This window comes from uncultured Dokdonia sp. (assembly GCF_947492535.1).
Lineage (GTDB): Bacteria > Bacteroidota > Bacteroidia > Flavobacteriales > Flavobacteriaceae > Dokdonia.
Map to the genome: position 1 here is coordinate 78377 of NZ_CANLNH010000014.1, position 20701 is coordinate 99077.

Consider the following 20701-nt stretch of genomic DNA (forward strand, 5'->3'; position numbering starts at 1 on the left):
ATTTTAGTTACATAATGTGGTATAAAACTTGTTGCTGTATATAGATTCTTTAGTGATACTTAAAACTAATTTATGAAACAGTACTACAGCTTTATACTATTATTATTTTCTATTTCTTTTTCATTGTTTTCTCAAAATGAAAAAGAAATTATAGGTCAAGTTTTAGAAATAAATACCTTAAAGCCTATATCATTTGCAACAGTACAAATTAAAAACACGAAGTTAGGGGTTATTGCAGATGAAGAGGGATATTTTAGGTTACCTTATGTATACAAAGAAAAAAAAGGAAGTATTATTATAACTTCTATAGGGTATCAAAAGAGAGAGATTGCATTAGCCAGCTTGAAAGATGGGGTTGTAAATACGATTGCTATTTCTGTTCAAACAGAATCCCTTGGAGTTGTTAATTTGAAATTTAAAAAGAAAAAGAGATTATCTGCTAGACAAATCGTTAAAAAAGCTATTGCAAATATACCTAGAAACCTTCCAAGTATTCCTCATGCTTATATAGGTTATTATAGAGATTATAAGTTGTTAGATGATGAATATGTAAATCTTAATGAAGGTATTGTCGAGGTTTTTGATGGGGGTATTCAAACAGATAAAATTGGAGACTCATTAAATCAATCTGTACTATACAAGTATGCATTAAATGAAAATTTTAAAAGAAACAAACTTCTAGAAAAGCCATATGATAATAGAGATTCTAAATACATAATTGATAGGTTAAAATATATAGAAGGGGCAAGAGTTACACCACTAGGAGGTAATGAATTGTCTATACTAAACCTACATGATCCGATAAGAAATTACAATGAATTTTCATTCTCTTTTATTGATGTTTTTGAAAATGATTTTATAAAGAATCATGACTTTAGATTAATAGGTAAAACTTTACTTAATGAACTTTCTATTTATGAAATAGCCTTTACGGCTCTTGTCGATGCAAAAAGAAAACGATATAAGATTTCAGGAAAAATATTTATCGAGACCACTAATTTTGCAATTCATAAAATAGAATATGAAAGCTTTCAATCCGCTATATCCACAAACTTTGAAAGTATTCAATATGCATCAAATTCAAAAGCCATATCGAACGAAAAATTTAAACCTTTTTATTCTTTAAAATTACAATATAGCCGAATTAGAGACAAAATGTATTTGAATTATATTTCTTTTAATAATTCTTTTAGACTAGATACTGAAGAAGGCTTTTTTGTGAAAGATTTTCTTTATGATAAAATCGATAATGCTTTTTTTGTGGAGTTTAGTTCAGATGTACCTGCTTCTTTATTGGTAGATAGTAGGTCCGATAAGTTAAATGGGGTTTCTTCCATAAGAAAAATAACGCCTAGATATGTTGAAGTAAATAATGTAAAGAATTATTTAGTGAAGTATAGAAATATCTCTTTAGAAATAAAAGATGTTGAGATTTTAAAACCTAATTTGATTAAAATTAATTTAAAAAATACGGACCTATTGAAATTAAGTAATAGGAATATAAAAAATCATTTAAAATATGAGATATATAATTTAAAAGATGTTTATGGTAGAGATATCAATCAAGTAGATGTTTTTGATGTATATCAATTTAGGGAATTTTTTATTCAAGAAGTATTTGTAGACAAAGAAATTCCTGATGATCTTGAATTCGTTGAAAAATCAAAAAACCTAACTAAATCTAAAATTAATACTTTAGATAATGTATCCCGTTATTGGATTAATACACCTTTAAGAAAAATTAAAGAAAAGTCAAGATAGATTCAAGATAAATATGCATACCTGTAAGCCTATGTAGACGGAAAAGAGTAAGCTGTTAAGATTCCTATAAATACCCGTATTTTTTTAGATGCCCTACGTATCTTTGTAGTGCTATGAAAGTACTTATTACAGGAGCTACAGGGCTTGTAGGGAAAGAAGTGACTCGATTATGTCGTGCACAAGGTATCTCGGTACACTACTTAACAACGTCTCAAAAAAAAATCGTTTCTGAACCTGATTATAAAGGGTTTTATTGGAATCCTTCTCAAGATGAATTAGATGTTGCTTCTTTGGAGGGAGTAGATGCTATCATTCATTTAGCAGGCGCTTCTATTGCTCAAAAGTGGACACCTAAAAACAAAGAGATTATTAAGGATAGTCGTATTAAAAGTGCGCAATTATTATATAATGCCTTGGTACGCTTTCGCGAAAGCGGAAACATATCTACTGTAAAACATATCATATCTGCCAGTGCTATAGGATGCTATCCTTCTTCACCCACCAAACTATATAATGAAAAATATCCCAGCTATGCTTCAGGGTTTTTAGGAGAAGTTGTAAAAGAGTGGGAGGAAGCTATCATAGCGTTTCAAAAATTAGATATAGGAACGAGCTTGATTCGTACGGGTATTATCTTAGATAAAACACAAGGTGCTTTACCTAAAATAGTAAAGCCTATACGCTTTTTTGCAGGAGCACCTATTGGGGACGGACAACATTGGCAATCATGGATTCATATCGAAGATATGGCACGTATGTATGTACACGTGCTACAAGAAAAACTTACAGGAATATATAATGGGGTGGCACCAAATCCTGTGACAAATGAAAAGCTAACAAAAGTAGTAGCACATACTATAAAGAAACCACTTTTCTTGCCCAATGTTCCTAAGAAGATGTTGACATTACTGCTTGGAGAAATGGCGACTATTGCTTTAGAAAGTCAACTCGTTTCTGCCGAAAAAATTCAAGAAACTGGGTTTGTATTTACATATGTTACTGTAGAACAAGCCATCGAAAGCATCTTGTAAAAAGAAAAGCCACTTCGTGACGAAATGGCTATCTGATAGTTGTAGTGGTGATTTTCTGCTTACGCTTTCGTTGCTTTAATTGAAATTGTAATTTCCATATCATCACTGATAAATTTATCCTTAAGATCGTCAAAGACACTTTTAGACATAAACTCAATACCCCATTGTGTACGATCTATTGTAAAGGTTTTACTACCTAATGTCATCGTGTCTCCTCCTACAGTATATGCTACAGGGAATTCTATATTTTTAGTCTTTCCTTTTATCGTAAGGTTTCCTTGCATCATTTTTGCACCTGCTTTGTCAGAAACTCCTGTGATTTCAAAAGAAGCCGTTGGATATTTAGCTACATTAAAAAAGTGATCTTCTTTCCCTTCAGCAGCTCCTTTTAAATGCGCTTCAAGACTAGCTTTGCCATCTCCTTCAAGATCGGTAACAGTGATACTATTCATATCGATTACAAAAGATCCTGTAATGGTATTATCTGCTGCTACTTGCATAGATCCAGACTGTACGTTAATTGTTCCTTCATGCGTTCCTGCGGGTTTAGACCCTTTCCAAGTAATTGTAGAAGCATTAGCATCTACAGTATAGGTAATTGCTTGTGCTTCTGGAGTAGCTGCTTCTTTTGCAGTGGTTGCATCGGTTTCATTTTTTAGATCACCTTTACAAGCAACGGTACTTACCAAAATAGCTGTGATGGCAATTGTATTTACAATCAATCTGTTCATTATATATTGTTTTGATGTTAAAAGGGTACGAAGGTACATAATAACATAAACTACGTATTTTAAATTTATATTAAAATAGTATTGCAACTACTAAAATTATACTGTGACATTTTGACATTTTTTCCAGAAATGGCAGTACTTTTGCCACCTCCATGTAAAATTGAAGTAGTCACCAATTATGGCAAAAAAAGATAACACACAAGAAATAGAAGATACTCAGGTAGATGCTACCTTACAAGATGATGTTGCAACAGAAACAGAAGCAACAGAAGAGTTAAATGAAGTAGATCAATTAAAGAATGATCTTGAAGCAGAAAAAGATAAATTCCTTAGACTTTTTGCAGAGTTTGAAAACTATAAGCGTCGTACTACAAAAGAACGTTTAGAATTGTTTAAGACGGCTGGTCAAGAAGTGATACAATCATTACTTCCTGTAATAGACGATTTTGATCGTGCACTTACAGAGATCGAAAAAGCAAAAGATAAAGAACTTGCAAAAGGAGTAGGGCTTATTAGTAATAAGCTAAAAGAAACTCTAAAGTCTAAAGGACTTGAAGAAACAAAGGTGAAAGCTGGAGATACTTTTGATGCAGAACTCCATGAGGCTATTACACAAATACCTGCTCCTAGTAAAAAAATGGTAGGTAAAATTGTAGATGTCATAGAGAAAGGATATACTTTAGGAGATAAGATTATACGTTTCCCTAAAGTAGTGACAGGAAAGTAATTTTTGAAAACCAATTCAAAATCTAATGTTGCTTCTTCAAAAAGAGCAATAGAAGATTTTACTAATAAAATACTCAGGGAGGCTGGGTAGTATATATGAAAGAAGATTTTTACGACATATTAGGCATTTCAAAAGGTGCTTCTCAAGCAGAAATTAAAAAAGCATATCGTAAAAAAGCGATTGAATTTCACCCTGATAAAAATCCAGGTGATGCAACTGCTGAGGAGAATTTCAAAAAAGCAGCAGAGGCTTATGAGATATTGAGTGATGAGCAAAAACGAGCTCGTTATGACCAATATGGACATAAAGCATTTGAAGGCGGCGGCTTCGGCGGAGGCGGCGGAATGAATATGGATGATATCTTTAGCCAATTCGGTGATATCTTTGGCGGCGCTTTTGGCGGAGGCGGCGGTTTTGGCGGCTTTGGTGGTTTTGGAGGTGGCGGACAGCGACGTGCTAAAGGAAGTAACTTACGCATTCGTGTGAAACTTACATTAGAAGAGATAGCGCAAGGTGTTGAAAAGAAGATCAAAGTAAAACGAAAGAAACAAGCACCAGGAGTTACTTATAAAACCTGTGAGACCTGTAAAGGATCTGGACAAGTAACACGTGTGCAAAACACAATATTAGGTCGTATGCAAACCTCAGCACCTTGTTCCACATGTGGAGGAGCTGGCCAAAGTATTGATAAACGTCCTGATGGCGCAGATGCCCAAGGATTAAAAGTAGAAGAAGAAACAGTAAGTATAAAAATACCTGCAGGTGTTGTAGATGGTATGCAACTTAAAGTGCAAGGAAGAGGGAATGATGCACCAGGTAATGGTATCTCAGGAGATTTACTAGTAGCCATAGAAGAACTTCCTCATGAAAATTTACAACGCGAAGGTGATAACTTACATTATGATATGTATATCAGTATTAGCGAGGCTGTTTTAGGAAGCTCTAAAGAGATAGAAACAGTTACTGGGAAAGTGCGTATTAAAGTAGAATCTGGTGTTCAAAGCGGGAAAATATTACGCCTTAGAGGTAAAGGAATTCCATCTATAAATGGATATGGTAAAGGTGATTTACTCGTACATGTAAATGTATGGACACCTAAAACACTTACAAAAGAACAAAAGCAGTTCTTTGAGAAAATGGCTAAAGATGAGAATTTCACACCTAATCCAGAGAAAGAAGACAAATCTTTCTTTGAAAAAGTGAAGGATATGTTTTCATAGTCCGTGTTAAATTGTCAATTTTTCTAAAGGTTTTCATTATAGGTTTATAAAAAAAACTTATATTTGAATAACGTTAAACACTATTTAACGTTATTTTTCTTTTTCATAGCAATTTTTTTCCCATCCTAGACATTCGTCAAGGGTGGGTTTTGTATTTATAGACTATTGTTTTTGAGTGCTTTAAAGTATTTCTTTAGATAATATGTAGCGTAAGTATTGATCGGGAGTAACTATAGTTAGCATCTATTTATTGATTTTATAGAAATAGATAGATTGCTAAGTATAATATATCTTCATAATAGCTACAGTAGGTGTCATCAAAGATTTGTCAATTTAAAGTATTAAAAAGATTGAGCGTACCTATATTAAGAACTATTCGTATTCCTGTTCTTGAAAATTTTAATAGTATGTTTTATCTTGAAGCTAAGATCTAGAGAAATTTTTAACCCAACACTACAAGACTTCATAGACGGTAATTGTAGTAATTAACTCAGGTATAAAAAACAGTAAAGTACATACATCCTCTCCTATCTTATTCCTATCTTTAGCCTACTAAAGATCAACTATGAATTCATTACTTGTTGCAGATACAGTTTCTAAACAATTTGGGAACTTTACTGCACTTAACGGAGTGTCTATAGCGGTACCTCAAGGGAGTATTTTTGGGCTTCTAGGGCCTAATGGAGCAGGAAAGACGACGCTCATACGTATCATTAATCAAATTACCATGCCAGATACGGGCTCAGTTACTTTAGATGGCGAGCCATTGCAACAACATCATATTAGTGATATAGGATATATGCCAGAAGAACGTGGTCTCTATAAATCTATGAAAGTAGGAGAGCAAGTTTTATATCTAGCACAATTGAAAGGACTTGATAAAGCAGAAGCTAAAAAAAGAGCAAAACACTGGTTTGAGAAATTAGAAATTGGTGCCTGGTGGAATAAGAAAATTCAAGAGTTATCTAAAGGACAAGCACAAAAAATACAATTTGTAGTTACGGTGATGCACAATCCTAAATTACTCATCTTTGATGAACCTTTTAGTGGTTTTGATCCTATCAATGCAAATCTTATTAAAGATGAGATTCTTCAATTGAGAGATGAAGGGGCTACGGTTATATTTTCAACACATCGTATGGAGTCTGTAGAAGAATTATGTGATCACATTGCGTTGATTCATAAATCCAATAAAATTTTAGACGGGGAGATTAATACGATAAAACGTCAATATAGAAACAATACATTTGATATTGGCGTGGAGATGGAGGCGTCCGCTTTCGCGAAAGCGGAAACAGCATTACAATCTACATTTAAAGTAACTCCGGCAGAATTTAAATCACTAGGCGATGAACTAAAATTACGAATTCAACTTGGAGATCAAGGAAACTCAAATGACTTGCTGAAACAATTACAGTCTTATGGGCAAGTAACTCACTTTACAGAAGTGATTCCTAGTGTAAATGATATTTTTATCCAAACAGTAAATGAAAGTTTATGAGTGTATTGTCATTAATTATAAAAAGAGAATATAAGGCAAGGGTTCGTAATAAGTCATTTTTGATTATGACATTTTTGAGTCCGCTTATTTTAGTGGGGATGGTTTTTTTAATTGGATATCTTACACAATTAAATAGTGATACAAAACGTGTTATCGCTTTTGTAGATGAGTCAGGCCTGTTTGAAACAACATTTACTACAACAGATCAAACTACATATATAAATCTATCTTCTCAAGGATTAGAAACGGCAAAAGAGGTTGCTGAAGGAGAAGAATATTTTGGACTTATTTATATTCCTGAAAATACAGAAAACCTAGCTTCTGGTGTTAAGTTTTATGGAGAAGAAACGCCTCCTCTTGGACTTGTTGAGAGTATAGAGAGAAAAATAGAAAACAAACTCACGAACCAGATACTTGCTAGTAAAGGAGTTGATCCGCAAATGATTGAAAATGTAAAAAATGATGTTAGCCTAGGTATAGAAAACTATTCGGGAGAAAAATCATCAAAACTGAGTAATTGGGTCAAAGCTGGATTTGGAGGCGCTGCAGGATATTTACTGATGATGTTTATTATTATCTATGGTAATATGGTGATGCGTAGCGTGATAGAAGAGAAGACCAATCGTATTATAGAGGTTATTATCTCTTCTGTAAAACCTTTTCAGTTAATGCTAGGTAAAATACTGGGAACTACAATGGCAGGAATTACGCAATTTTCTATATGGGTTTTACTAGGTGGTATACTGCTTATTGTATTGCAATTAGTACTCGGTATTGATCCTAATGTAACAGAAAACATGACAAATGCTGAAGTGCAAGAAATCCTTAAAGATCAAAATCTTGTAATTCAAATACTAGAGGAAGCAAAAAGGCTTCCATTGGTACAATTAGTATTTGGGTTTTTAGTATATTTTATCGGAGGGTATTTTTTATACAGTTCTATTTATGCTGCTATTGGTGCTGCCGTAGATAACGAAACAGATACCCAACAATTTATGTTGCCTATTATTATGCCATTAATGCTCGCTATTTATGTTGGCTTTTTTGCAGTGATTGATAATCCTCACGGGACGGTAGCAACAATATTTTCTATTATACCGCTTACATCCCCTATAGTGATGTTGATGCGTATTCCTTTTGGTGTACCAGGATGGCAAATAGCATTATCTGTAACATTACTCATAGCTTCGTTTGTTTTCACGGTATGGTTTGGATCAAAAATATATAGAGTTGGTATCTTAATGTATGGCAAAAAGCCTACGTATAAAGAACTCTTTAAATGGCTGAAATATTAATATGCTTCAAGAAGATACAGTAGATAAAGTAAAAGATGTGATCACCCAAGATGTTTGGGGGAGTATCAAGGAGTTCCTTAATTGGGGGCTTCACTTTGGTTCTGGAAAAGAAAAAATTCATATTACTATAGGAACTTTTTTACTTATCATCATATCATTTATTATTGTCAATCGTCTTCTTATACTTTCGCGTAAGCTAGTATCTAAGAAATTACCGGAAGATGACCGTAATAAATTTAATAGCATCTTTACCTTTTTAAGGTATCTTATCTATATCCTTGTTGTTATTGCTGTATTAAGTGCTTCAGGTGTAGATGTGACTGTGTTTTTGACAGCATCTGCGGCACTATTTGTAGGATTAGGATTTGCCTTGCAAACACTATTTCAAGATGTGCTTTCGGGTATTTTTATTATTCTGGATCAAACATTACATATAGGAGATATTATAGAATTTGATGATGGGAAAATAGGTCGTGTATTTGATATTAAACTAAGAACGACTAGGGCATTGACAAGAGATGATAAAGTAATTGTGATTCCTAACCATAAATTCCTAACAGAGAAAGTATATAACTGGACTCAAAATCATAAAACAACGCGAGAACACGTTTCTATAGGTGTTGCCTATGGAAGTGATACAACACTAGTTTCTGAATTGCTTATAAAAAGTCTTGAAGGGCAAGAAGGAATACTTAAGGCTCCTAAGCCATTTGTGTTATTTGAAGATTTTGGAGATTCAGCATTACAATTTGGCGTGTATTTTTTTACAAGCAATAGTTTTGCAGATCCTCGTATTAAAAGTGACTTGCGATTTAAGATAGATGCATTATTTAAAGAACATAATATTTCGATACCTTTCCCGCAACGAGAAATACACGTATACAATAAAAAGGAATAGTATTTGATTCCCACCTAGAAAATAAAAGAGATCATATATGTCTAAAATATTAATAATAGAAGATGAAGCTGCAATACGCAGAGTACTCACAAAAATTCTTTCTGAAGAGAGTAAAGACTATGAAGTAGAAGAGGCCGAAGATGGTCTAGAGGGAATTAATAAAATTAAGGAGAAAGATTACGACCTTGTACTTTGTGATATAAAAATGCCCAAAATGGATGGGGTCGAAGTACTTGAAGCAGCAAAAAAGTTGAAACCAGAAGTTCCTATGGTAATGATTTCTGGACACGGAGATTTGGATACAGCTGTAAATACAATGCGTCTAGGGGCTTTTGATTATATTTCAAAACCACCAGATTTAAATAGGTTACTTAATACAGTTCGAAATGCATTAGATAAGAAAAATCTTGTCGTTGAGAATAAATTACTGAAAAAGAAGGTGAGTAAAAAGTATGAGATGATAGGTAATAGTGATGCTATCTCTCAAATAAAAGAAATGATAGAAAAGGTGGCTGCTACTGATGCTCGTGTATTAGTAACTGGACCTAATGGGACTGGTAAAGAGCTTGTAGCGCATTGGTTACATGAAAAAAGTGAACGATCTAATGGCCCATTAATAGAAGTGAATTGTGCTGCAATACCTTCTGAATTAATAGAGAGTGAACTTTTTGGTCATGTCAAAGGAGCATTTACCTCAGCAAATAAGGATAGAGCTGGGAAGTTTGAAGCTGCAAATGGAGGAACTATATTTCTAGATGAAATAGGCGATATGAGCCTTTCTGCTCAAGCAAAAGTGTTAAGAGCGCTTCAAGAAAGTCGAGTGCAACGTGTAGGAAGCGATAAGGATATTAAAGTCAATGTGCGTGTAGTTGCCGCTACGAATAAGAATCTTAAAAAAGAAATTGAAGAAGGAAGATTTAGAGAAGATTTATATCATAGACTTGCTGTGATTCTTATACAAGTACCTGCTTTAAATGATCGTAGAGAAGATATTCCATTATTGATAAACCATTTTGCAAAGAAAATATCTGGAGAGCAAGGAACAGCAGAAAAGAAGTTTTCAGATAAAGCCATAAAATTACTACAAGATTATGACTGGACTGGAAATATTAGAGAACTTCGTAATGTAGTAGAGCGACTTATTATTTTAAGTGGCGTCGAAGTTTCTGAAGCCGATGTAAAGTTATTTGCAAGTAAATAAAGCTGATGTATTAGCACCATCGAAAAGTTTAATACTTCGAGGTAGTTTACTTATTTAGCATAAAAATGCCGAAATCATTATGATTTCGGCGTTTTTTAGTTTGTTGAGTTGTGTATGAAAAACTAAAACTTAGTTTTAATTTTTGATAAATTTAATGGTAGTAGTTGCTGTTTCATTAGAAATTTGAGCAAAATAGATACCATTCGCTAATTTGCTAGTAGCGATTGTATTGTTTCCAAATCCATCTACAGAAGCATTTAATACTTTTTGACCGTTTACGTTGATGATGTCAACAGTAGTAGTTCCAAAGTTTCTAGCAAAGTTGATGTTTAAATCTCCATTTGTAGGATTTGGGAATACAGAAATGTTATCACTTAAGATATCATCCTCTACTCCTAATGTAGCATCATCAGAAGTTAATGTCATATAAAAATGCGCATCTGGGAATCCGATATCAGTTGGTAATGTATAATTAGCAACACCACATTGTGCAGATCTTAAAAAACCTTCAGCTGTTTCATCTGCAGTTCCTCCAACGAAAAAGTTATTACCTAAAGGAGTAGTAATTGCATAAACAATTGCTTCAGTACCAGCAGGAACTACTATTGGAGTATCAAAATCAAAGTTGATAATAACTTCTGCATCAGTTTCAGCTATAGCAACATCTTGTGTTCCAAGAATATTAGTGTCATCAAAAGTTGCAGGGAAATCAGCAGTAGCTCCAAAAATAGTAACCGTAGCTGAAGTTCCAGTTGCGTCAGTAGTTTGAACACCAAATGCCCCTGAATTTAAAGTAAAATCTACAGATGTGTCAATGAAAAAGTCAGATAAAATAAAAAGTCTAGCCCAATCATTATCACCACCTGGACATCCTACAGAGTTCGTACCTGTAACAACATCATCCGTGTTTTGAGAAATTGTAGTTTGAGCATTTACTGCAATACCTACAATAAAAATTAAAATAAAAAGAGTAATTTTTTTCATATTGTTTATTGTTATGATTATAATATGCTAATATATTAAATAAAATGCTATGTTATTTGCTATATAATATGCTTTAACAGTACTATATTGCATAATAAATAGTTTTTTGTCATTAATTGCGAATTTTATGGAGAAATTAAATCAATATAAGGTTAATCAAAAAATTAACTTAAAAGACTTTGAAGGAATTAAAATTTCTGAACTTCCTGATGAAGAATTAGAAAAAAAACTTCGTAAGGTTCGTAAAAAATTAGGGAAGCTTCAAGACACATTATATGCTCATGATAAATATAGTGTCCTTGTTTGTTTACAGGGGATGGATACTTCTGGAAAAGATAGTTTAATCCGAGAGGTGTTTAAAGATTTTAATGTTAGAGGTATAGAAGTTCATAGCTTTAAAGTGCCTACAGATTTAGAGCTAGGACATGATTATTTATGGAGACATTATATCGCTTTACCACAACGCGGTAAATTTGGAGTGTTTAATAGGACACATTATGAAAATGTATTAGTAACTAGAGTACATCCGGAATATATTTTAGGAGAAAACTTACCAAATGTACATTCTGTAGAAGATATAAACGATGCTTTTTGGGATAAGCGATTTGAACAAATTAATGCTTTTGAGAAACATCTTGCCGAAAATGGTACGCTTATTTATAAATTCTTCTTGCATTTATCTAAAGAAGAGCAAAAAAATAGATTGCTACGTCGTTTAGATAAAAAAGAGAAGAATTGGAAATTTTCTGCAGGTGATTTGAAAGAACGTAAGCTATGGGACGACTATCAACGTTGTTATGAAGACGCTATTAATCGTACATCAATGCCGCATGCGCCTTGGTATGTAATCCCAGCAGATAATAAACCTGCAGCAAGACTTGCTGTAGCTAGTATTTTATTAGAAACATTGAGTGCTTATGATGATATTAAAGAGCCAGAACTTGATGCAAAAACAAAAGCAAATATAGCATTGTATAAGGCCCAATTAAATAATGAATAAATATAACATGATGATAAAAAGACTTGTATTTCTAATTTTAATATGTTGTGTTTCCGCTTTCGCGAAAGCGCAAAATGATTCCATCCAAATTAGAAAAATATATGATGAGGCCTTAAATAATGGGAATAGCTATGAATGGCTGAGTTATTTGTCTAATCAAATAGGTTCTCGTCTCAGTGGTAGTTTGGGGGCGGAACAAGCTGTTAATTGGACAAAAGAGCAATTAGATAGTATAGGTTTAGATAAAGTTTGGCTACAGCCAGTGATGGTGCCTAAGTGGGTAAGGGGAGTGCCTGAATATGCTTTTATCGAAACAGATCTAGGTAAGACTACACAAGTTCCAATTTGTGCGCTAGGAGGTTCTGTTGCTACACCTAATGGAGGTGTAAAAGCACCTGTAATAGAAGTGCAAAGTATAGAAGAAATTGAACGTTTAGGTGCTGCCAATATAGGTGGTAAAATTGTGTTTTTTAATAGGCCTATGCAGGCAGATGTTATAGATACATTTAAAGCTTATGGGGGTTGTGTAGATCAGCGTTATGGTGGTGCGGAAGCAGCAGCAGCGTACGGAGCTGTAGGTGTTATAGTGCGATCTGTAACGCATAGCCTTGATGATTATCCTCACACAGGATCGATGTCTTATGGAGATTTGAAACCTGCGCAACGTATACCTGCAGCAGCTATAAGTACCAATGGAGCAGAATTATTAAGTACACTCCTTAAATTAAATCCAAAAACAAAGTTCTTCTTTTCAATGTCTTGTAAGAATTTACAAGATGTACAGTCGTATAATGTCATAGGAGAAATCACAGGAAGCGAATTTCCAAATAGATATATGGTTGTAGGGGGACATTTAGATTCTTGGGATCTTGGAGATGGTTCACACGATGATGGAGCAGGAGTGGTACAGAGTATGGAAGTATTACGTATCATGAAGGCGATTAATTATAAACCAAGACATAGTATACGTGTTGTGCTTTTTATGAATGAAGAAAATGGATTAAGAGGTGGTCGTAAATATGCAGAGGTAGCCAAAAATAAAAGAGAAAAACATGTTTTTGCATTAGAAAGTGATGCTGGCGGATTTACACCAAGAGGTTTTTCTTTTGATACTGATGATAGAAATTTTGATGAGATCTTAAGTTGGAAACCGTTGTTTGAACCCTACTTTATACATTATTTTGTGCGAGGAGGAAGCGGCGCAGATATAGGGCCTCTTAAAGGAGATGGAACGGTATTAGCAGGGTTGCGACCAGATTCTCAACGTTACTTCGATCACCATCATGCAGCCAATGACACCTTTGATGCAGTAAATAAAAGAGAATTAGAATTAGGTGCAGCAACCATGACAGGTCTCATTTATATGATGGATAATTACATTCAGAAACCAGGTAAATTAATGACACTGCCTATTAAGGACTAAGTTGAAATCATAACATAAAAAAGGGAACCCATTTGGTTCCCTTTTTTATGTTGTATGTTTTTTATTGTCTCCATTTTACCCAGATAACAAGAGAGAGGTTTGTTGTAGATGTAGAGGCATCTCGTGCTCTCGCAGTAATAAAGTCTCCAGCATTAAAATCAAGATTAACAGCGTTATCTATATATCGAAGGCTTGAAAGAGTAATTGTTTCATTTATAGAATTTGTATTTGTAGCATCTCTGGCACGTATGTTAATATCGGTGTCATCTCCTGCACTTCCCATAGCAGCAATAGCCACAATAGTTCCATCTAAAGGCATTAAAGAGCCAGAAACGCCGCTCGTTAAATCACCGCCATAAAGAAGTTGGTTATCGTCAGAGTTTCCGTCACGTGCATATTGTATCGCTGTGCTTTCAATACTGAGCCATTTACTACGAGAACCATCATACATATATAAGGTGTTACCTATTACAGCAAGTTGTCCGTTAGCGAGATTTGTAGTAGGAGTGGGTTGTGCAATTAATTCTAATGCAGCCGTTGTTCCTGAACTACCATCAATGGTCAACATTCCATTTGGAGTTAAGGTTCCTACACCTACTTGAGCATTAGAAAAAAATGGTAATAATAATAGTATGAGTAGTTTAAAATGAGCCCCTTTCATCTCAAGAACCATTTTTTTTTAAAACTATTCGATCAAGAACGATGAAACCACGATGAAATCACGTAATACTTTTATGGTTATGATGTAATTAGGAGCTCTTTTTCTTGATATGTCTTAATACCGAGTGCAATCATTTTTGTGATATGAGCTTTTAAATCATCATCTATTTTTTTAATATGAAAACAACTTTTACCTTTTAAACATTTACGTAATGTAGGGTCTATGTCTTTAAAGAAGTCTGCGTCTGTGTAAATAGGGAAAAAGTATAAACGCACATCTTTTGGTTTTGGCATGACACTGGCAAAATAAAAACCATCAACCTTTTGTTTTCCTTGCATGGTAGGAATGGTTCCTGCAGCTTCCAATACAGTTGCTTCGTCTTTTCTAATTTGTAGTGGCCCTATATGCTCTTTGATTATAGTACGTAATACGTGGTCTATTTCTTTTGGATCGGTTATCATAAGTTTAATGTGTTTTCTAAGTACGCTCCATCTTGTATATTATTCCATTCAGAAATAAGATGTGCATATTCGGTTCGTATAGTATTGAGTGTGTCTGCTGTTAAATTATCTGGATATGGAAGCTTATTTTCTTTCAATATAGTTTGTATTTCTTCTATAATGTTAATAGGTTTTTCAGCATTAAATTGTTCAATGGTAAGTAGATTGACCAAGTGTTCTGTAATTAGAGATTCTTTTGGGAGGTTAGGACCTCTTAATGCATCAGGTTTTTGAGATTCGGGTAATTCAAAATCTGAGATATTTACACCTTTTGAGACTAATCCATAAAAAGCATTTTTGAATCCTAATCCTTTTTCTACTGCGATATGTGCTAGATCGTGATATTCTGTATTAGGGTGTAACTTAGACCAAGTCTCACTTTTATTTGCTCGAATACACTTAAGAATGGTAGGTTTATGCTGGCGTTTATGTAGTTGTATTGTTAGCATAATGGAAAGGTACTATATTTTTAAAAATAATTAATAAGTTCATAAGAAGATCGCGTATAAGTTGGTATGCAAGCCTTATTTTTGACACCTGTAAGTATGTTTTGATGTAGATCAATTCTAACCCGTAGCATAGGCTTAAAAATCATCATGCAAATTCAAAAATATACGAAAGAATTTTCTCAGAATGTGATCATAGCTGCCCCTATAGCTTTAGGGCAACTAGGCCATATTTTGGTAGCTTTTATAGATAACCTCATGGTAGGTCGTTTGGGAGCAGCTCAACTTGCTGCTGTAAGCCTTGGGAATAGTTTGGTGTTTATTGCATTGTCATTGGGAATTGGTTTTTCTTTTGCAATAACCCCTTTAATTGCAGAGACAGATGGAGCAAATAATATAGAAAAGGGAAGATTACATTTTCATCATGGTGTGATTATGTGTGCGGTAAATGGTCTTGTATTATTCCTTGCGTTATTAGTTGCAAAGCCTATTTTGTATTATTTAGATCAACCGGAAGAAGTAGTAGAATTAGCAATTCCATACTTGGAAATTGTCGCTTTTTCTATGATTCCTTTAATGATATTTCAAGCGTTTAAGCAATTTGCAGATGGACTTTCTCAAACACGTTATGCGATGTATGCGACTTTAATTGCAAATGTGATTAATGTGATTTTTAATTATTTATTGATTTATGGGATTTGGATCTTCCCAAGGCTTGAAGTAGAAGGAGCTGCATGGGGAACATTAATTTCGCGCTTTTTTATGTTAGGATTATTAATTTATATGCTTTCGCGAAAGCGTAGATTTACCCCATATTTTCAGTTTTCAAATTTTGCTCATATCAAATGGGTAGAATTTAAAGAATTATTTCGTCTAGGATTTCCTACGGCATTACAAATGCTTTTTGAAGTGGCCATATTTACAGCGGCTATATTTCTGTGCGGTCTTTTAGGGACCAATGCGCAAGCTGCAAATCAGATAGCGCTTAATCTTGCATCTATGACCTTTATGATCGCCGTAGGACTTGGAGTAACTGCAACGATACGAGTGGGAAATCAAAAAGGAAAAAAAGATTACCCTAATTTACGACGTATAGCTATTTCTATATTTATACTTGGATTTCTAATTGAAGCCGTGTTTGCTGTGTTATTCATTGTATTTAAAGATGTATTCCCAACGATTTATATTGATGATGTAGAGGTGATTGTGATCGCTTCTCAATTGCTCATAGTAGCTGCCTTATTTCAATTAAGTGATGGGATTCAGGTAACGATATTAGGAGCGTTAAGAGGACTTCAGGATGTCAACATTCCTACGGGGATCTGTTTTATAGCCTATTGGATTATTGGATTTCCTGTGAGTTGGTATTTAGGGAAAGAAGATCAGATGGGAGCGCAAGGAGTTTGGGTAGGATTATTAGCAGGATTAACAGCATCTGCAGTGATGCTCTATTTTAGATTTAATTACCTTAGCAAAAAATTAATCAGAAGTACATCCTATCAAAATTCGACAACTGTATAAGTTTTCGGATACTATATATATTGATAAACTAATACGACATTTAGAATGACGATTCCAAAGTTCCTTATAGGTGATCACTCAGCGCATGAAGATGCTATTTTTGTGATTCATACAGAGTTTCCAAGATTTATCATAGATCTAACCAAAGATGAGATAGAGTGGTTTGAAGAGTTTGATAAGCAAGATGAAGCAGAGCTTGCCACCGAAACAGAAAATGCGATTAAGGAAGCCACTGCTTTTTATGATGCAGAAATTGCAAAATACAAAGACGGATAAATAGCTATGGAAACGCTTACAGCATATGATCAGGAACTTTTTCTTTTTCTAAACAATCTTGGTTCAGAGACTTGGGATGAGTTTTGGTTGGTAGTGACCAATAAGTTATCTTCTATTCCTTTGTATGCGTTATTGCTGTTTTTTATGTATCAAAAATTTGGACTGAAAGGAATGCTTATCACAATGGTAGTTGTGGCTGCTATGATTACTGCAACAGACCAACTTTCGGACTTTTTTAAAAACTTTATTCAAAGACCTCGCCCTTGTAAAATATTTTCTTGGGAAGAAACCATGCGTTTTATTGCGCCTCGTTGTGGTCGTTATGGCTATTTTTCTGGACATGCAACAAGTAGCATGGCTACGGCTGTTTTTGCAGGACTTGCATTACAATCTAAATACCGAAACCTTATTTTTATATTGTTGTTTTGGGCCGTATTTGTCGGGTATAGTCGTATTTATGTAGGAGTGCATTATCCGCTAGATGTATTTACAGGAATGATAGCAGGAGGTTTACTAGGGTTTGCTTTTTATAGAATACAACAGTTTTTTGTTAGAAAATACACATAAACCTTCACTATATAGAGAGTACTATTGTATAGACATATGTTAACTTAAATTAACAGATGCTCCTCTCCTTTTTAAGTATCTTCGAAGCCTAATTATAAGTACACCTATATGAAACCATTTCGTTTGTTAATCCTACTTTGTAGTGTTTCTATACTCTTTTCTTGTAACCAAGAGAAAACAACTACAAAAACAGAAGAATCTCAAGAATTTAATGTCCCTTTTGAAAAATTCACATTAGATAACGGCTTGACAGTTGTCTTGCATAAAGATACGTCAGATCCTGTCGTTGCAGTAGCGTTGACAACCCACGTGGGATCTGCGAGAGAGATAGAAGGGCGTACTGGGTTTGCACATTTATTTGAACATTTATTATTCTTAGAATCTGAAAACCTTGGGAAAGGAGGTCTTGATAAAATGAGTGCACGTATTGGAGGATCAGGAGCTAATGGGTCTACAAGTCGTGATAGAACAAATTACTTCCAAACTGTACCAAAAGATGCGCTAGAAAAAATGATTTGGGCAGAAGCAGATAAGCTAGGATGGTTTATAAACACTGTAACAGATCCTGTGCTATCTAAAGAAAAACAAGTCGTTAAAAATGAAAAACGTCAAAGTGTAGATAATCGACCATATGGCCATGTGCAATATGTGGTAGATAAAAATTTGTATCCTGGAGATCATCCATATAATTGGCAAGTAATAGGGTCTTTGGAAGATTTGCAAAATGCAACATTACAAGATGTAAAAGATTTTTATAACCGATGGTATACTCCTAATAATACTGTATTAACCATTGCTGGAGATTTTGATACAGAGCAAACTAAAGCGTGGGTACATAAGTATTTTGATGAAATAAAAAGAGGCGAAAAAATACCTGCATTAGAAAAACCAGCAATTACTGTAGCCGAAACTAAAAAGTTATATTATGAAGATAACTTTGCACGTGTACCTCAACTTACAATGACGTGGCCGACAGTACCTTTATATCATAAAGATTCTTATGCGCTTAATATGCTTGCCCAATACCTATCTGATGGGAAGAAGGCTCCTTTTAATGAAGTGTTGGTCGATGAGAAACAACTTACCTCTGGAGTAACTATGTATAATTATGCATCGGAATTAGCAGGGCAATATCGTGTTCAAGTGCGTGCTTTTAGTGAAAAAGATTTGGATGAAATTGCGCAAGGGATTCAGTCCGCTTTCGCGAAATTTGAATCAGAAGGAATCCCTCAGTCTGCCATAGATCGTATTAAAGCTGGTCAGGAAACTAACTTTTACAATGGATTGTCTAGCGTACTTGGGAAAGGATTTCAATTAGCACAATACGAAGTGTTTGCTAATGATCCTGGATTTATAGCTAAAGACATAGAAAACATATTAGCCGTTACTGTTGAAGATGTACAACGTGTATATAATACATATATAAAAGGTAAAAACTATATCGCTACGAGTTTTGTGCCTAACGGACAAGTTGATTTAGCGTTAGAAAATTCGCAATTAGCAGAAGTGGTTGAAGAAAAAATCGTAGAAGGCGCCGAAGAATCTTTTGATGCCAGTATTGCTGCAACATATGAAAAGACACCCTCTGCGTTCGATCGTTCTATAGAACCTGCGTATGGAGATGCTCCAGCGCTTACCATTCCTGATGTATGGCAAACCGATCTTTCTTCTGGAATAAAAGTGTATGGAATAGAAAATAAAGAAGTACCATTAGTACAATTTCAGTTGAGTTTTGATGGAGGGTTATTATTAGAAAATCCTGAAAAAGTAGGTGTTTCTAATTTGATGGCGCGATTAATGACAAAGGGAACTGCTTCCAAAACTACAGCCGAACTTGAAGAAGCTATAGAACGTTTAGGCGCTTCTATAAATGTATTTGCAGGAAATGAAAGCATCGTTGTGACAGGCAATACACTCGCTAAAAACTATGATGCTACAATGGCATTAGTAGAAGAAATCGTATTACAACCTCGTTGGGATGAAAAAGAATTTGATCTTATCAAGCAAAGTGTGATGAATCAAATTGTACAACAACAAGCAAACCCAAATAGTGTTGCTTCCAATGAATATGCAAAACTTATTTATGGGGATACCCATATCTTATCTCATAATCGATTAGGAACACTAGTTTCTGTCGCAAATATTAGTATAGAAGATTTAAAAGCATTTTATAAAAATATTTCACCTACTGTTGGAAATATGTATATCGTAGGAGATGTAAAAGAACCTACAGTAGTTCAATCATTAGCAGGTATTAATGAAAATTTAGAAGCGACCCCTGTAACAATTCCTACATTTGAAATGCCTAAAAGACCAGAACAATCTACCGTATATTTTTATGATGTTCCAGGAGCAAAACAATCTGTATTACGATTTGGGTATCCAGCACTTGCTGCGACAGATCCAGATTATTACCCTGCACGTGTGATGAATTACCGTTTAGGAGGTGGTGGTTTTGCTTCACAACTCACGCAACAATTACGAGAAGGAAAAGGGTATACATACGGAATTGGGTCAAGGTTTTCAGGAACAGCACTACCTGGGGCTTTTACAATTTCAAGCGGAGTTCGTTCTAATGTAACGTATGAAAGTGCTGCCTTAGTAAAACAGATACTTAATGAGTACGGAGCCAATTTTAATGAAGAAGATTTAGAAGTCTCAAAAAGCTTTTTAATTAAAAGTAATGCACGTGCTTTTGAAACTTCAGGAGCAAAATTAGGAATGCTCTCTAATATTTCAGAACTAAACCTTCCCGTAGATTATGCAAAGCAACGAGAAGCTACTGTACGTGAAATGACAGTAGAAGATATTAAAGCACTTTCTGATAAGTATCTAGATCCAAATAAAATGATTTATTTGGTAGTGGGAGATGCTAAAACGCAGCTTAAAAAACTAGAGCAATTGGGATACGGGACACCTGTGTTGTTAAATCCTAAGGAAGAAATTAAGAAGTAGATA

19 protein-coding genes are annotated in these 20701 nt (G+C 34.3%); 14 read left to right on the top strand and 5 right to left on the bottom strand.

All coding sequences use genetic code 11. The annotated features are described in order from the left end of the window. The first annotated feature begins 123 nt into the window (after positions 1 to 123). Both Q1A60_RS16970 and Q1A60_RS16975 read left to right on the top strand, forming a co-directional pair. A complete protein-coding gene (locus Q1A60_RS16970) occupies positions 124 to 1761 on the top strand; it encodes a carboxypeptidase-like regulatory domain-containing protein (protein WP_299767567.1) in 1638 nt (545 codons plus the stop codon). Positions 1762 to 1874: 113 nt separating this feature from the next. After that, positions 1875 to 2792, top strand: coding sequence for a TIGR01777 family oxidoreductase (locus Q1A60_RS16975; RefSeq protein ID WP_299767566.1), 918 nt, complete (start codon positions 1875 to 1877; stop codon positions 2790 to 2792). Between the two features lie 59 nt (positions 2793 to 2851). Here the strand turns inward: Q1A60_RS16975 and Q1A60_RS16980 are convergent, their stop codons facing one another. Beyond that, positions 2852 to 3523, bottom strand: a complete 672-nt coding sequence (locus Q1A60_RS16980) for a YceI family protein (RefSeq protein ID WP_299767565.1) — start codon at positions 3521 to 3523, stop codon at positions 2852 to 2854. A gap of 178 nt (positions 3524 to 3701) precedes the next feature. On the opposite strand from Q1A60_RS16980, the gene Q1A60_RS16985 reads away from it, so the two are divergent. The 6 genes from Q1A60_RS16985 to Q1A60_RS17010 all read left to right on the top strand — a co-directional run bounded on the left by Q1A60_RS16985 (position 3702) and on the right by Q1A60_RS17010 (position 10365). Further along, on the top strand, positions 3702 to 4250 hold the full coding sequence (locus Q1A60_RS16985) for a nucleotide exchange factor GrpE (protein WP_299767564.1): 549 nt from the start codon (positions 3702 to 3704) through the stop codon (positions 4248 to 4250). Between the two features lie 95 nt (positions 4251 to 4345). After that, a complete protein-coding gene (gene dnaJ / locus Q1A60_RS16990) occupies positions 4346 to 5470 on the top strand; it encodes a molecular chaperone DnaJ (protein ID WP_299767563.1) in 1125 nt (374 codons plus the stop codon). A gap of 565 nt (positions 5471 to 6035) precedes the next feature. Next, positions 6036 to 6971: an ATP-binding cassette domain-containing protein gene (locus Q1A60_RS16995; protein WP_299767562.1), complete on the top strand. Its 936-nt coding sequence runs from the start codon at positions 6036 to 6038 to the stop codon at positions 6969 to 6971. Beyond that, entirely contained in the window at positions 6968 to 8266 is a 1299-nt protein-coding gene (locus Q1A60_RS17000; protein WP_299767561.1) for an ABC transporter permease, read from the top strand. The genes Q1A60_RS16995 and Q1A60_RS17000 overlap by 4 nt, the downstream gene beginning before the upstream one ends. Before the next feature lies 1 nt (position 8267). Then, positions 8268 to 9164, top strand: coding sequence for a mechanosensitive ion channel domain-containing protein (locus Q1A60_RS17005; RefSeq protein ID WP_299767560.1), 897 nt, complete (start codon positions 8268 to 8270; stop codon positions 9162 to 9164). A 37-nt stretch (positions 9165 to 9201) separates the two neighbouring features. Continuing rightward, complete coding sequence (locus Q1A60_RS17010) at positions 9202 to 10365, top strand: sigma-54 dependent transcriptional regulator (RefSeq protein ID WP_299767559.1); 1164 nt, start codon at positions 9202 to 9204, stop codon at positions 10363 to 10365. Between the two features lie 135 nt (positions 10366 to 10500). Here Q1A60_RS17010 and Q1A60_RS17015 read toward each other — a convergent pair whose 3' ends face one another. After that, positions 10501 to 11349 carry a T9SS type A sorting domain-containing protein gene (locus Q1A60_RS17015; RefSeq protein WP_299767558.1) on the bottom strand — a complete coding sequence of 283 codons (849 nt, stop codon included), beginning with the start codon at positions 11347 to 11349 and terminating at the stop codon, positions 10501 to 10503. Positions 11350 to 11476: 127 nt separating this feature from the next. Between Q1A60_RS17015 and Q1A60_RS17020 the strand changes: the two genes are divergently transcribed. Both Q1A60_RS17020 and Q1A60_RS17025 read left to right on the top strand, forming a co-directional pair. Then, positions 11477 to 12349 (top strand): PPK2 family polyphosphate kinase, encoded by an 873-nt coding sequence (locus tag Q1A60_RS17020; protein WP_299767557.1) that lies wholly within the window; start codon positions 11477 to 11479, stop codon positions 12347 to 12349. A gap of 7 nt (positions 12350 to 12356) precedes the next feature. Further along, a complete protein-coding gene (locus Q1A60_RS17025; RefSeq protein ID WP_299767556.1) occupies positions 12357 to 13772 on the top strand; it encodes a M20/M25/M40 family metallo-hydrolase in 1416 nt (471 codons plus the stop codon). 61 nt (positions 13773 to 13833) lie between these two features. Here the strand turns inward: Q1A60_RS17025 and Q1A60_RS17030 are convergent, their stop codons facing one another. The 3 genes from Q1A60_RS17030 to Q1A60_RS17040 all read right to left on the bottom strand — a co-directional run bounded on the left by Q1A60_RS17030 (position 13834) and on the right by Q1A60_RS17040 (position 15382). After that, positions 13834 to 14445 (bottom strand): hypothetical protein, encoded by a 612-nt coding sequence (locus Q1A60_RS17030; protein WP_299767555.1) that lies wholly within the window; start codon positions 14443 to 14445, stop codon positions 13834 to 13836. Between the two features lie 65 nt (positions 14446 to 14510). After that, the gene (locus Q1A60_RS17035; RefSeq protein ID WP_299767554.1) at positions 14511 to 14894 is read right to left on the bottom strand and encodes a hypothetical protein; all 384 of its coding nucleotides are present in this window, start codon (positions 14892 to 14894) and stop codon (positions 14511 to 14513) included. Then, complete coding sequence (locus Q1A60_RS17040) at positions 14891 to 15382, bottom strand: hypothetical protein (protein WP_299767553.1); 492 nt, start codon at positions 15380 to 15382, stop codon at positions 14891 to 14893. The genes Q1A60_RS17035 and Q1A60_RS17040 overlap by 4 nt, the downstream gene beginning before the upstream one ends. A 147-nt stretch (positions 15383 to 15529) precedes the next feature. On the opposite strand from Q1A60_RS17040, the gene Q1A60_RS17045 reads away from it, so the two are divergent. From Q1A60_RS17045 to Q1A60_RS17060, 4 genes are all read left to right on the top strand, one after another. After that, positions 15530 to 16900, top strand: coding sequence for an MATE family efflux transporter (locus Q1A60_RS17045; RefSeq protein WP_299767552.1), 1371 nt, complete (start codon positions 15530 to 15532; stop codon positions 16898 to 16900). A 45-nt stretch (positions 16901 to 16945) separates the two neighbouring features. After that, positions 16946 to 17176 carry a hypothetical protein gene (locus tag Q1A60_RS17050; protein WP_299767551.1) on the top strand — a complete coding sequence of 77 codons (231 nt, stop codon included), beginning with the start codon at positions 16946 to 16948 and terminating at the stop codon, positions 17174 to 17176. Positions 17177 to 17182: 6 nt separating this feature from the next. Next, positions 17183 to 17743, top strand: coding sequence for a phosphatase PAP2 family protein (locus Q1A60_RS17055; RefSeq protein ID WP_299767550.1), 561 nt, complete (start codon positions 17183 to 17185; stop codon positions 17741 to 17743). Between the two features lie 108 nt (positions 17744 to 17851). Beyond that, positions 17852 to 20698, top strand: a complete 2847-nt coding sequence (locus Q1A60_RS17060; RefSeq protein WP_299767549.1) for a pitrilysin family protein — start codon at positions 17852 to 17854, stop codon at positions 20696 to 20698. The last annotated feature ends 3 nt before the right edge of the window (positions 20699 to 20701 follow it).

Bases quoted from the DNA above. Each gene is read 5' to 3' on its own strand.
- Q1A60_RS16975 (WP_299767566.1), top strand. From the start codon at position 1,875: ATGAAAGTACTTATTACAGGAGCTACAGGGCTTGTAGGGAAAGAAGTG.
- Q1A60_RS16980 (WP_299767565.1), bottom strand. From the start codon at position 3,523: ATGAACAGATTGATTGTAAATACAATTGCCATCACAGCTATTTTGGTA.
- Q1A60_RS16985 (WP_299767564.1), top strand. From the start codon at position 3,702: ATGGCAAAAAAAGATAACACACAAGAAATAGAAGATACTCAGGTAGAT.
- dnaJ (WP_299767563.1), top strand. From the start codon at position 4,346: ATGAAAGAAGATTTTTACGACATATTAGGCATTTCAAAAGGTGCTTCT.
- Q1A60_RS16995 (WP_299767562.1), top strand. From the start codon at position 6,036: ATGAATTCATTACTTGTTGCAGATACAGTTTCTAAACAATTTGGGAAC.
- Q1A60_RS17000 (WP_299767561.1), top strand. From the start codon at position 6,968: ATGAGTGTATTGTCATTAATTATAAAAAGAGAATATAAGGCAAGGGTT.
- Q1A60_RS17005 (WP_299767560.1), top strand. From the start codon at position 8,268: ATGCTTCAAGAAGATACAGTAGATAAAGTAAAAGATGTGATCACCCAA.
- Q1A60_RS17010 (WP_299767559.1), top strand. From the start codon at position 9,202: ATGTCTAAAATATTAATAATAGAAGATGAAGCTGCAATACGCAGAGTA.
- Q1A60_RS17015 (WP_299767558.1), bottom strand. From the start codon at position 11,349: ATGAAAAAAATTACTCTTTTTATTTTAATTTTTATTGTAGGTATTGCA.
- Q1A60_RS17020 (WP_299767557.1), top strand. From the start codon at position 11,477: ATGGAGAAATTAAATCAATATAAGGTTAATCAAAAAATTAACTTAAAA.
- Q1A60_RS17025 (WP_299767556.1), top strand. From the start codon at position 12,357: ATGATGATAAAAAGACTTGTATTTCTAATTTTAATATGTTGTGTTTCC.
- Q1A60_RS17030 (WP_299767555.1), bottom strand. From the start codon at position 14,445: ATGGTTCTTGAGATGAAAGGGGCTCATTTTAAACTACTCATACTATTA.
- Q1A60_RS17035 (WP_299767554.1), bottom strand. From the start codon at position 14,894: ATGATAACCGATCCAAAAGAAATAGACCACGTATTACGTACTATAATC.
- Q1A60_RS17040 (WP_299767553.1), bottom strand. From the start codon at position 15,382: ATGCTAACAATACAACTACATAAACGCCAGCATAAACCTACCATTCTT.
- Q1A60_RS17045 (WP_299767552.1), top strand. From the start codon at position 15,530: ATGCAAATTCAAAAATATACGAAAGAATTTTCTCAGAATGTGATCATA.
- Q1A60_RS17050 (WP_299767551.1), top strand. From the start codon at position 16,946: ATGACGATTCCAAAGTTCCTTATAGGTGATCACTCAGCGCATGAAGAT.
- Q1A60_RS17055 (WP_299767550.1), top strand. From the start codon at position 17,183: ATGGAAACGCTTACAGCATATGATCAGGAACTTTTTCTTTTTCTAAAC.
- Q1A60_RS17060 (WP_299767549.1), top strand. From the start codon at position 17,852: ATGAAACCATTTCGTTTGTTAATCCTACTTTGTAGTGTTTCTATACTC.